This is a genomic window from Hyphomicrobiaceae bacterium, from assembly GCA_041397645.1.
In the GTDB taxonomy this organism is placed as follows: Bacteria; Pseudomonadota; Alphaproteobacteria; order Rhizobiales; family Hyphomicrobiaceae; genus Hyphomicrobium_B.
Genome location: JAWKWE010000005.1, coordinates 322,363 through 333,810, shown reverse-complemented (window position 1 = coordinate 333,810; position 11,448 = coordinate 322,363). Strand labels below are relative to the sequence as shown.

The following is an 11,448-nucleotide window of genomic DNA, read 5'->3' as shown; positions in this document are numbered from 1 at the left end:
CCATCTGATTCATTCGGGACGCACGTGACTGCGGGGGGCCAATCGTGAACAGGTTTCAATTGGCGCTGCCGATCCGGCTAACGCGCACGCACGTCTACCCCGCTCTGACCGCAGCTTCGCTGCTTATCTTCCTTATTTACCTAATCAGGCATGAGAACGCGTATGCGTTGATGCCTATCGAGACCCTCGCCAACACCAGCGTGATTGCGGCGACAATTATGTTGATTTCGCGTCGGGTTCAATTTTCGATTCTGCTCGCTCTCGCCCTAACCGCCGTCATTGTCGTAGTTTCACGCAAGATGTTTGAGTATCTGGCGGCGCCGCTACACGCCTATGACATATGGTTCTACCTTGGCTCGAGGGACACGATCCGCTTTCTCATTTCTGGATATACTTATTACGCGTTTCTGATCGCTCTTGGGTTCACACTCGCAACGGTAGTTGGCGTCTACGGCTGGCGCAGGGATCGCGTCAAAATAGGTTTTCGACATGCTGCTTTGTGTCTAATCTGCGCCGTGGTAGCGGCATGGCTTACGTCCGGCGGTCCATACCAGCGCATCTACTCGGCGATGGAACGCTTTCCGTTGACCGTATTCTTCCACACAATAGACGACGCGGTCGCTATTGTTGAAAGAGGGCCGCTTCTGGATGCTTCGCAGCCAAAAAAGCCCTTGCGCAACCCATTCCATCTTGGGGGCCCTTGCGTAGTTGCTCGCAACGCGCCGCACGTAATCCTGATCCATCAGGAGAGCGGTTTTCCGCCGTCGCTCTTTCCGTCGATCACCTATGATCGCGCGCTCGACCCCTACTTCGTATCGTTCGACGGAAAGCTGCACAAACTCGGCGTTGAAACATACGGTGGAGGCTCTTGGCTGACCGAGTTCAGCCTGTTGTCGGGCATCTCCACCTATTCATTCGGAAGGGCGGGCCGTTTCGCTCAGGCCCTCATGCGCGGCCGCATAAAGGAGTCCGTTCCGCAGAGTTTTGCTCGCTGTGGATATCAAACCGCGACGTTCTACACGATGCGCTCCAACTTCGTCGTCAGCGGACCCTTTTACAAGTCAATCGGGTTCAAAGACTTTTTCGATGCCGATGCGCAAGGCGCTAAGAGCTACTTCGAACGGGATTCCTTCTACTATGGCAACGTCATCAAGTATCTTGCCACCACGTTCAAGACGTCGCCCGCTCAGCGCGTGATGGTCTATGTCCTGACCAACGCAACTCATCATCCCTATGACTATAAAATGTCACCGGAGATCGACGTTCCGCAACCAGCGAACAAAAACAGCGCGGACATGAATGAGTATTTGCGCAGAATGATGATCGCAAAATGGGATTACGATGCGTTTAAGAGCGAACTTGCAAAACGCTTCCCACGCGAAAAATTCGTAATCATACGCTATGGCGACCACCAGCCACTGATCACGAGAGAAGTGCCCGAGAGTGAGAAGCTTCTCCCACCCAGCGCTTCAGCGAGAGGAAGCAGACCTGCAAAGCTCGTCACGTATTACGTCGTCGACGCGATCGGATACACACCGCTGGAACTTCCCGACCACGACATTCTTGATGTGCCCTATCTCAGCTCAATCATCGCCCGCAGCGCTCGCCTGCCCTTGACGGATTCTCATCTCGCCCGGCTGAACCTGATGAAGCTTTGCCAGGGGCACTACTTTTTCTGCAAGCGTCGCGCCGCCGTTCTCGACTTCCACCGCAGGCTGCTCGACGCGAAGCTTATTGACGTCAACTAAGCTCGACCGAGCCCCGCCTGAGGAAGCTCAGCGCGCCATCACTGTTCGCATGACCTTAGCCGCAAGCAGCACAAACGGCGTGGCATGCAGGACGAGATCAAACACGTCAATGGGGCGCCGCAGAGTGCCCTGCGCCAGCATTCGCAACTTCTCCACGATGTGAGGTTCAGGCACGAACGGCGCCAAGCCGAGGGTCAGGGCGGCGGCAATCAACACCCACCAGGGAATTTGGTCTAGAAAAGTCATCTTGCTACTTTCATCGCGGCTTATTGGCTTTATCGACTAACCTCGATGACGGCGCAAACCTCGCGTTAGCACCAGACCGGAAGCCCGAGCTGAGCGGGACGAAAACCAGGGTTTAATACCCACTTGGCCGATTCCCCTCCTCCCCCTTGCAAGAAAGCGATTTTCGCGTATAAGCAGCCACTTCACCCGACGGTAGGAGGCTGATCGGGGGCCGAGTTGTATGGATTATTCCATAACTCTCGGAGGAATTTGAGAAAATTCCGTCCCTCAGTGTCTTCTCCTCTAGAGTACCAGATTGGGCCTTTCTCGGGCTCGACAGGGCTTTGCGCCTTCGGGGGACAACTGGCAGACCCAGTTGCAAATACGTCAAAAACGAAAGGCCACGCGTATGCCGCTCTACGAGCATACTTTCCTGGCACGCCAGGATGTGACCCAAGCCCAGGTCGAAGCACTGATGAAGGAATTCATCGGCGTCATCGAAGAAGGTCAGGGCAAGGTCAGCAAGCAGGAATATTGGGGCGTTAAGACCCTCGCCTTCAAGATCAAGAAGAACCGCAAGGCCCATTACGCCTTCTTCAACATCGACGCAGCACCTGCCGCCGTCGCCGAAATGGAACGGCGCATGGGGATCAACGGCGACGTTATCCGGTTCATGACCGTGCGCGTCGAACAGCTGGAAACCGAACCTTCGGTCATGATGCGCAAGCAGGATCGCGATGATCGGCCCGAGCGCGGCTTCGGCGGCGGTCGCGGCGGCTTCGGCGGCCCGCGTGGCGACCGTCCTCCGCGTGAGGGTGGATTTCGTGGCGGCGACCGCGGCGGCGAAGGCTCGACTTTCCGCTCGCGTCCTCCGCGTGAGGGCGGCGATCGTCCCCCGCGCGATGGCGCACCTCGCGGCCCCCGCGGGCCGCGCGATTCCAACACCGGCTCGGAGGGCTAATCCATGAGCGAGATCCAGACCTCCGGCGGCGGCGCACCGCGGCGACCCTTCCAGCGCCGTCGTAAGACCTGCCCGTTCTCGGGCGATGCGGCGCCGAAGATCGATTACAAGGACGTGCGCCTTCTTGGCCGCTACGTCTCCGAGCGCGGCAAGATCGTGCCGTCGCGCATCACGGCCGTTTCGGCCAAGAAGCAGCGTGAGCTGGCCCGCGCCATCAAGCGCGCTCGCTTCCTCGGTCTGCTGCCTTACGTAATCAAATAAGACGAATAGCGAGGAGCATCACAGGCCGACTGCTTTGCTCCTCGTTTCTCTTCAACAACAGTTGGACGGGACCGCCCGTTCTAACCGCGAAAGCGGGACAGCAGGACAATGACACCGCAATCCATTTTTCTTGGCCTTGCCGCCGGGCTAATCTCGGCGACCGTGTTTGCATCGGCGACCACGGGGCCTATGTTTTCGCGGCTGCTGATGTTCCTGTTGACGCCCTTCCCGCTTTATCTCGCGGGCCTTGGCCTTGGCTTTCTGCCGCTGCTCGTCGCCGCCGCTTCCGCCACCGCGCTCATCCTAATCCTGTCGACGCCGCTGACCGCTCTCGCTTACGCCGCGAGCGAAGTCTTGCCTGCCATTGCATTGACGCGCCTGACTCTGATGTCGCGCGAAGTCGACGGCGTCGCTCATTGGTATCCGATCGGTCGGGTGGTCGTCACCGCAGCCCTCATTGCCGGTCTGTTCTCCTTTGCCTACCTCGCAGCTCAAGGCGCCGACATCGAAAGCCTGACCAAGGCAGTGCGTCCCGAAATTGAGAGTTTCGCGAAATCGCTTGCAGGCATGCCCGGTGGCGCAGAGGCCCTGGGTGACAAACAAATTGACGAACTGACAACCTACTTCGTCACCAGCCTGCCCGGCGCAATTGCGCTAGCGCTGATGATCAAGCTGCTCGCCAGTTTGTGGCTTGCCGGACGAGTGACGCTGGCCTCTGGCCGGCTGCCCCGACCATGGCCAGACTTCTCCAAACTCGAGTTGCCTATGGGAAGCGCCTTATTGCTCGTTGCTGCAACGGCCTTGAGTTACACAGGCGATCGCATGTGGCTCCTCAGTGACGGTGTTGCAAGCGCACTGCGTCTCGCCTTTGCCCTCCTCGGTTTGGCCGTTCTACATCACGTAACTCGTGGCTCGCCCTGGCGCGGATTCATCCTCGCCACGACCTATGTCGGCCTGCTCATTCTTTCCAAGCACGCAATGCTGATCCTGGCGCTCATTGGGCTCGCCGAGACGGCATTTCACTATCGCAAGGCAGCGCACCGAGGGCCAACCCCGCCCTCTGGATAGCAACCGAAAAAGCCCAACTCACAGATCCACGATCCAAACGCATAAACGACACTTGAAGGAGAAGAGACCATGCAAGTCATCCTGCTGCAGCGCATCGGCCACTTGGGGCAGATGGGCGATATCGTCAACGTCAAGAACGGCTACGCACGCAACTTCCTACTGCCGCAGAAGAAGGCGCTGCGCGCCACGGAAGAAAACAAGAAGGTATTCGAAGGCCGCCGCGCGCAGCTCGAAGCTGCAAATCTCGAACACAAGAAGGAAGCTGAGGCGGTTTCCGCGAAGCTGGACAAGCAGAGCTTCGTGCTGATCCGTTCTGCAGGCGACACCGGTCAGCTCTATGGCTCGGTCTCAACGCGCGACATCGCCGAGGCGATCACCGAAGGCGGTTTTACCGTGAACCGTAATCAGGTGCAGCTCGACAAGCCGATCAAGGCGCTCGGCCTTCACGACTGCCGCATCGAGCTGCACCCCGAAGTGTCTTGCTCGGTCACCTTGAACGTCGCGCGCTCGCAGGACGAGGCCGATAAGCAGGCCCGCGGCGAAAACGTCTCCGTCGTTCAGGAAGAGAAGCTTGAGCTTGAGACTTTCAACCCGGAAGCAGCCTTCGAAGAAGGCGCTGCTCCTGCGGAAGGCGAGTAAGAGTTAATCGGCGGTCGCTTCTGAGCCAGACGACCGCTCGCAACGACGAGAAGGCGCCGGTATGCCGCGAGGCCATCGGCGCCTTTCCGTTTTTTTGGGCCTCTGGAGACTTCGACTTGCAAGCGCGCGTTCGTGAATTGCAGACCCGCGCGCGGCAACTTAAGTTAGCTGTAAGTGTTGTGCATTGGGGGAGATCGGAGCTGGTCCATGTTTGCCCCTTTGAAGCGAATGCTGCGCGAGGTCATCACGGAAGGCAGCCTCACAGTCCGAGATCATCAAGATCGCAGTTTCGACTTTGGAGATGGAAGCGGTCGCCACGTCGCCATCCACTTCACCGACCTGCGCACCCAGTGGCAATTCGTTCGCGACCCTGAACTCATCGCTGGCGAAGCTTACATGGACGGCACGCTCACCATGGATCGCGGCTCGATCTATGATTTCATCGAGCTTGCGATGCGGAATATGGCCAAGCATCCCCTGCCCGGCTGGGCCCAGGCGTTTGCCAAACTGCGGCGACTGAAGCGGCGCATAAACGAGAACAATCCTGAAGAACGCTCTGCCCGCAATGCGAGCTATCACTATGATCTCGATCAGCGCTTCTACGATCTCTTCCTGGACACCGACCGGCAGTATTCCTGCGCCTACTATCCCCCCGGCATCACGCGGCTCGAAGACGCGCAAGCTGCAAAGAAGCGGCACATTGCATCCAAACTTCTGTTGGAGCCCGGGCTCGACGTTCTCGATATTGGCTGTGGCTGGGGAGGTCTTGCGCGTTACCTTGCCACAGTGAGCGATGCGCGCGTCAAGGGCATCACCCTATCCCAATCTCAACTGCGCTCCGCCATGGAGCACATTCCGCCCCGGCGTGGGGAGACAGTGTTCGCGTACGACGATTATCGCTCAGTCAAAGGCGAGTACGACCGCATCGTGTCGGTCGGTATGTTCGAACACGTCGGTTCGTCCAACTACAAGACATTCTTTGAGAACATCACTCGACTTCTGAAGAAAGATGGTGTGGCGCTCGTGCACGCCATCGGCCGCCTCGACGGGCCTGCACCCACAAATCCCTTTATCGCCAAATGGATCTTTCCTGGCGGCTCGTTAGCATCCCTTTCGGAGGTCACTGCGGCAATCGAGAACACAGGATTGCGTGTCAGCGACATCGAGATCCTTCGCCTTCACTACGCCTATACCCTACGGACTTGGCGCGAACGCTTCCTACACCACCGCGCCCAAGCCGTCGAACTTGCCGGCGAAGAGGTCGTGCGCATGTGGGAGTTCTATCTCGCGGGCTGCGAGGCAGCTTTCCGTTATCAGGATCTGATGGTGTTCCAGGTCCAGCTCGTAAAGGACATCAACGCCGTTCCCATTACTCGCGACTACATGCTGGAGGCCGAGCGCCGCCTTGCGACTACGTCTCCTGTTACACTGAGACCTGTTCCGGAACTCCCTCTTCAACCGCTCAAAACAGGAGCCAAATCAGCCAAGACTTGAGTTGCAGCAACACATGACTCGCGCATCGGGAGTGATTCTCCCTCATGCAATCGAAAACTACCAAACCCCACCCTGCCATGTGCAAACCGGGGACATTGCCCCGGTTCGGCCGCCAATCAGCGAGAAGCTCGATTCGGAATCGGCTAGGGTCCCCTCATGGCAAATCCCGCAGTCCTCCTCACAGAAAAGCTCCGCGAAGCGGCCAAGGCCGATGAGCCCTTGTCGTTTCGCCAAGCCCCTCACAATCTCGAAGCCGAGCAGGCTCTGCTCGGCGCCATCCTGGTCAACAACGAAGCCCTCGACCGTGTGTCGAGCTTCCTGACCCCAGCGCATTTCTTCGATCCGTTGCACGCCCGGATTTTCGAAACGCTCGCCACACTCATTCACGCCGGCAAGCTCGCCTCGCCCGTGACCGTAAAATCGTTCTTCGAGAACGCAGAGCCGATTGATGCCAATACCAGCGTTCCCCAGTACCTCGGACGCCTGGCTGCCAACGCAACGACGGTCATCAATGCCGCCGAGTACGGCCGCACGATCTATGATCTTGCAACCCGCCGCGCGCTGATCGTCATCGGCGAGGATATGGTCAACACCGCTTACGATAGCGGGATCGATGAATCTCCACGGTCGCAGATCGAGGAGGCAGAAGGCCGTCTCTACTCGCTTGCAGAGCAGAATAAATACGGCCAGGGCTTTGAGAGCTTCCAAAGCGCGCTCGTGACCGCCATCAACATGGCCAACAGCGCGTTCCAACGTGCCGGGCATCTTTCGGGCGCGTCGACGGGCTTGTCGGATCTCGACCACAAACTTGGCGGCTTGCAGCGCTCCGACTTGATCATCCTCGCAGGCCGTCCCTCGATGGGCAAAACGGCGCTCGCAACAAACATCGCCTATAATGTTGCCAAAGCCTACACGACCGAGTTGGGCCCTGATGGCCTGCCCCAGGTTACCAACGGCGGCATCGTCGGCTTCTTCTCGCTGGAAATGTCGTCGGAGCAGCTCGCGACACGTATTCTCGCTGAGCAGGCTGAGATCTCATCGGAAAAGATCCGCCGTGGCATGATTGACGAACAAGAGTTTCGGCGATTGTCGGAGACGGCCGCTGAGATGTCACGTATTCCCCTCTTCATCGACCAGACGGGCGGCATCACCATTGCTCAGCTTTCGGCACGCGCGCGAAAATTGAAACGTCAGCACGGCCTGGACCTGCTCGTCGTCGACTACCTTCAGCTGTTGGCTGGCTCGAAGAAGGGGGATGCCAACCGCGTTCAGGAGATCACCGAAATCACGACCGGTCTCAAGGCGCTCGCCAAGGAGCTCGCGGTTCCAATCATCGCGCTGTCCCAGCTATCGCGTCAGGTGGAAACCCGCGAGGACAAGCGGCCGCAGCTCTCCGACCTTCGTGAATCGGGCTCGATCGAACAGGACGCTGACGTCGTGATGTTCGTGTTCCGAGAGGAATACTACGTTGAGCGCACCAAGCCCTCCGAAGGTACCCCCGAATTTGCAGATTGGATGGCCAAGATGAGCCAGGTTTCGGGCAAAGCCGAAGTGATCATCGGCAAGCAGCGCCACGGCCCCGTCGGCACCGTGGAGCTGGCATTCGAAGGCCAGTTTACCCGCTTTGGCAACCTCGCCAGGGACTATATGCTGCCCGAAAGGTGATGCCCCATTCCCCAAATTAAGCCGTAGGCGTTTAATCCCCAGCGGAGGCACGCCAAACTGCCGTCAGAGTTGACCGCGAGCACTTGCGTCCGCCAAAGTATTGTGGCTAAGCGGCAGCACATTTGTCCGTTCTTCCGCTCTTGAGTGAACTCGGACACACGATCACCAGCCAGGGAGCGCATAATGCGGTTGCCTAAACTGGGCCTTAAGAGACAAGGCCCTTCCCATCATGTCAGATCCCGGGCCAAACCAAAGCTCTTCTTGAGGGATTCCAAATTTATCATTTCGTGCGCCGCGCGGACGGGAAGCACCTTCTTATTGTCGCTACTGCGCTCGCATCCAGACATCCTCGCCCACGGTGAGGTCCTGCGTCCATTTAATAACGATGAACTACCTGGCCCCATATGGGGAGAATATCGTGAAAAGCGTGGCAACGATAACGAGAACCTCGAGTATGCAAAGGCCCTTGGTGACCTCATGCGCTACTCACCCGAGCGCTTCATCCAGAGCATTCTATTTGATACTCAGGGAAAATCGGCGTGCGGCTTCAAGTACAAAACCGACGAGTCGCTTCAAGACGATTACAAACCATATACCGACATCATCATCGACGACACCGACATCAAGATCATCCATCTCATTAGAAGAAATCTTCTCGACCAATTCATCTCGCACAGCGTGGTTCTTCAGCAAACCAACGTCACCTTCGTGCATGACGAAAAGGACATTCCAGAGATCAAACCTTTCAAAGCCAACGCGACCGACGCTATCCAGTATTTTCAGGATGTCGAACGACGCGAAAACATTGCGCGCGAGATTTACGCCAAGCATCGTAGTATCGGGGTAGTTTATGAGGACCTCGTTGACACGGAAGGGACCGACCGGCAGAAGGTTTTAGAGTTTCTGGGCGTATCTTCCGCGGCCTTGTCGTCTCCTACAAAAAAAATCATCAAGGACAGTCGCTCGCTGGTGAGCAATCTTAGTGAATTATTGGAGACACTCTCAGATGCGGGATTTTCTCGGCGCCTTTCGTAAACGGGCAAACGACGGTGGCGGCGCGAACGAATACGAGCGCCGCATAGAGCAACAGAAGCTCCAATATGCCAACAAGGAAAAATTGAAGAAGCTACCTGATATCTACAGGTATTGGAGCCGTACCTACCTACAGCCAAAGCTGGAGGATGTTTTTGGTCGGCGATCAATCTATGACATCTACAGCGAGGCATTCATCGGGGCGTGCCAAGCTACAGGGTCGGGTAGAAAGATCTTGAGCATCGGTTGCGGTGATGGACAAATCGAAGTGGCCATTGCTGAAAATATACTCAAAACGGACTTTCGTGATTTCAAGTTCTTGGCGACCGAACTTGCAGACGTGCGAATGGAGCGCGCAAAGAAACTCGTCCATGAAAAGAAGCTTGAGGACTACTTTGACTTCAAAATTGTCGACGTCAACGAATGGGAGCCGAATGAAACTTTTGCCGGCATCATGGCGCAACACACGCTGCACCATATCGTCGAGTTAGAAAAATTATTTGCGTTCATCAACCGCAATATGGAACCAGAGGGCGTCTTTCCCATTGTCGACATCATCGGCCGCAACGGCCACATGCGGTGGCCCGAAACGCTTGAAATTATGAACCGGCTGTGGTCGATCCTTCCTCAGAAATACAAATTCAATCATCAGTTCAACAAGACGATCGATCCGTATCTGAACCACGATTGCTCCAAAACAGGATTCGAAGGAATTCGGGCAGAGGATATTCTGCCCCTGCTTTGTGATAATTTCTCATTCACGCATTTTGTCGGCGTCGGCGGTTTCGAGGACGTTTTCGTGGAACGTGGCTACGGCCACAATTTTGACCCAGAAAATGAGACTGATCGCGCGTGGATAGACACGATCGCGGTCATGAATGACGCCATGCTGGAAACCGGAGCTGTCAAGCCCACCATGATCTTCGCAGTCGCCAAAAAGAAGAATTCAGCCATCGTGACTCGCACTCACAGGGGCCTGTCGCCTGAAAACGCAATTCGCAAGCCTGATTGAACGTCAGGACTGCAAGTCGTGTAATGCCGTGAGTAATCTTTTTCGGTAGTGCCCTGAGGCTCGTCGCCTCAATTCTTTTGTCGCCCTCCACGACGCCTCAGGGGGAAGGGGGGCGAAAGCGGGTCTGGTACGATCGCAGCCATCTCAAGGGGAGGTTGATGCCGAGTGGCGCTCTCAATGCCTCGTTCAAAATCTAGCGATTTTGCCGCCTCTTCTCCTAGAGCCACCGGAACGACGGGGTGCGTGACGATCAATCTCGATCAGTTGGCGCGCAATTGGAAGCGGCTGGCGGATCTTGTCCATCCCGCCTCGTGCGGGGCGGTCGTCAAAGCAAACGCCTATGGATTAGGCTCGGAACGCGTCATCCCAGCGCTGGTGCGCGCGGGATGCAACACGTTCTTCATCGCCACTCCAAGCGAAGCCTTCGAGGCTCGCGGCCTGGCGCCTGAAGCTGACATCTACGCTCTTGACGGCCTATTGCCTAATTCCGCGCAAAGCTTCGCGCAAGCAGATGTGCGCCCCGTCCTGTCAACACTCTCCGAGGTCGAGAGCTGGGCGCAGTTGGGAACGCGGACGGGACATTCGCTGCCGTGTGCACTGCACATCGACAGTGGATTGAACCGGCTCGGGCTAACGGCACGCGATACACGCCGGCTTGCGAGCAACCAGAAGCTTCTAACAGGTGTCGACGTCAAGCTGGTGATGAGCCACCTCGCCTGCGCCGATAACCCCGTCGATCCCAAGAACCGCGATCAGCTTCTAGCATTCGAAACGCTCTCGACGCTTTTTGCAGGCAAACCGCGTTCGCTGGCTGCATCCGATGGTCTGATGCTGGGCAAGGCCTATCACTTCGATCTCGTGCGGCCCGGCTATGCGCTCTATGGCGGTCAGGCCAGCCTCTCGAACGCGGCCCCCGTCGCCCCTATCCTGACCGTGACAGCGCGCATCCTTGCGGTCAACGACGTGGCGCCTGGAGAGAGCGTCGGCTACGCCGCAAGCTGGCGGGCTAAACGTCCAAGTCGCATCGCCACGATTGCCGCCGGCTATGCCGATGGCATCCCCCGCTCGGCAAGTTCAAACGACGATAAAGCGTGCGGTCATGTTCTCGTAGCTGGACATAAGGTTCCTATCGTTGGCCGCGTCTCTATGGATCTTATCACCGCGGACGTCACCGATCTCCCAGCGGGCTCGGTGGCGGCGGGAGACGATGCGGTGCTCTTTGGTGCAGGTCTGACGATCGAAGACGCGGGCTACGCAGCCGGAACGATCGGCTACGAGATCCTCACCAGGCTAGGCCCGCGCTTTTCGCGGCGCTACATCGAAAACGACGCGGGGAACTGAGC

11 protein-coding genes are annotated in these 11,448 nt (G+C 57.4%); 10 read left to right on the top strand and 1 reads right to left on the bottom strand.

The features are described from left to right. The first annotated feature begins 44 nt into the window (after positions 1-44). Positions 45-1,748 carry a sulfatase-like hydrolase/transferase gene (locus R3D51_15355; protein ID MEZ5900859.1) on the top strand — a complete coding sequence of 568 codons (1,704 nt, stop codon included), beginning with the start codon at positions 45-47 and terminating at the stop codon, positions 1,746-1,748. A gap of 27 nt (positions 1,749-1,775) precedes the next feature. On the opposite strand, the gene R3D51_15350 is transcribed toward R3D51_15355, so the two are convergent. Then, positions 1,776-1,994 carry a hypothetical protein gene (locus tag R3D51_15350; protein MEZ5900858.1) on the bottom strand — a complete coding sequence of 73 codons (219 nt, stop codon included), beginning with the start codon at positions 1,992-1,994 and terminating at the stop codon, positions 1,776-1,778. Positions 1,995-2,382: 388 nt separating this feature from the next. Between R3D51_15350 and rpsF the strand changes: the two genes are divergently transcribed. The 9 genes from rpsF to alr all read left to right on the top strand — a co-directional run bounded on the left by rpsF (position 2,383) and on the right by alr (position 11,446). Continuing rightward, entirely contained in the window at positions 2,383-2,934 is a 552-nt protein-coding gene (rpsF, locus tag R3D51_15345; protein MEZ5900857.1) for a 30S ribosomal protein S6, read from the top strand. Positions 2,935-2,937: 3 nt separating this feature from the next. Then, positions 2,938-3,195 carry a 30S ribosomal protein S18 gene (gene rpsR, locus R3D51_15340; protein MEZ5900856.1) on the top strand — a complete coding sequence of 86 codons (258 nt, stop codon included), beginning with the start codon at positions 2,938-2,940 and terminating at the stop codon, positions 3,193-3,195. Positions 3,196-3,303: 108 nt separating this feature from the next. Then, positions 3,304-4,263 (top strand): DUF2232 domain-containing protein, encoded by a 960-nt coding sequence (locus R3D51_15335; protein MEZ5900855.1) that lies wholly within the window; start codon positions 3,304-3,306, stop codon positions 4,261-4,263. 69 nt (positions 4,264-4,332) lie between these two features. Next, entirely contained in the window at positions 4,333-4,902 is a 570-nt protein-coding gene (gene rplI, locus R3D51_15330; GenBank protein ID MEZ5900854.1) for a 50S ribosomal protein L9, read from the top strand. A gap of 207 nt (positions 4,903-5,109) precedes the next feature. Next, complete coding sequence (locus R3D51_15325; protein MEZ5900853.1) at positions 5,110-6,396, top strand: cyclopropane-fatty-acyl-phospholipid synthase family protein; 1,287 nt, start codon at positions 5,110-5,112, stop codon at positions 6,394-6,396. A gap of 156 nt (positions 6,397-6,552) precedes the next feature. Next, positions 6,553-8,061 carry a replicative DNA helicase gene (locus tag R3D51_15320; GenBank protein ID MEZ5900852.1) on the top strand — a complete coding sequence of 503 codons (1,509 nt, stop codon included), beginning with the start codon at positions 6,553-6,555 and terminating at the stop codon, positions 8,059-8,061. A 318-nt stretch (positions 8,062-8,379) separates the two neighbouring features. Next, positions 8,380-9,096: a hypothetical protein gene (locus R3D51_15315; protein ID MEZ5900851.1), complete on the top strand. Its 717-nt coding sequence runs from the start codon at positions 8,380-8,382 to the stop codon at positions 9,094-9,096. Beyond that, positions 9,068-10,105, top strand: a complete 1,038-nt coding sequence (locus tag R3D51_15310) for a class I SAM-dependent methyltransferase (protein ID MEZ5900850.1) — start codon at positions 9,068-9,070, stop codon at positions 10,103-10,105. Before R3D51_15315 ends, R3D51_15310 begins: the two co-directional genes overlap by 29 nt. 243 nt (positions 10,106-10,348) lie before the next feature. After that, positions 10,349-11,446: an alanine racemase gene (gene alr, locus R3D51_15305; GenBank protein MEZ5900849.1), complete on the top strand. Its 1,098-nt coding sequence runs from the start codon at positions 10,349-10,351 to the stop codon at positions 11,444-11,446. The last annotated feature ends 2 nt before the right edge of the window (positions 11,447-11,448 follow it).

What these genes read in the sequence shown, in the direction of transcription:
- R3D51_15350 (MEZ5900858.1), bottom strand. Translation starts at nt 1,994, where the DNA reads ATGACTTTTCTAGACCAAATTCCCTGGTGGGTGTTGATTGCCGCCGCC.
- rpsF (MEZ5900857.1), top strand. Translation starts at nt 2,383, where the DNA reads ATGCCGCTCTACGAGCATACTTTCCTGGCACGCCAGGATGTGACCCAA.
- rpsR (MEZ5900856.1), top strand. Translation starts at nt 2,938, where the DNA reads ATGAGCGAGATCCAGACCTCCGGCGGCGGCGCACCGCGGCGACCCTTC.
- R3D51_15335 (MEZ5900855.1), top strand. Translation starts at nt 3,304, where the DNA reads ATGACACCGCAATCCATTTTTCTTGGCCTTGCCGCCGGGCTAATCTCG.
- rplI (MEZ5900854.1), top strand. Translation starts at nt 4,333, where the DNA reads ATGCAAGTCATCCTGCTGCAGCGCATCGGCCACTTGGGGCAGATGGGC.
- R3D51_15325 (MEZ5900853.1), top strand. Translation starts at nt 5,110, where the DNA reads ATGTTTGCCCCTTTGAAGCGAATGCTGCGCGAGGTCATCACGGAAGGC.
- R3D51_15320 (MEZ5900852.1), top strand. Translation starts at nt 6,553, where the DNA reads ATGGCAAATCCCGCAGTCCTCCTCACAGAAAAGCTCCGCGAAGCGGCC.
- R3D51_15310 (MEZ5900850.1), top strand. Translation starts at nt 9,068, where the DNA reads ATGCGGGATTTTCTCGGCGCCTTTCGTAAACGGGCAAACGACGGTGGC.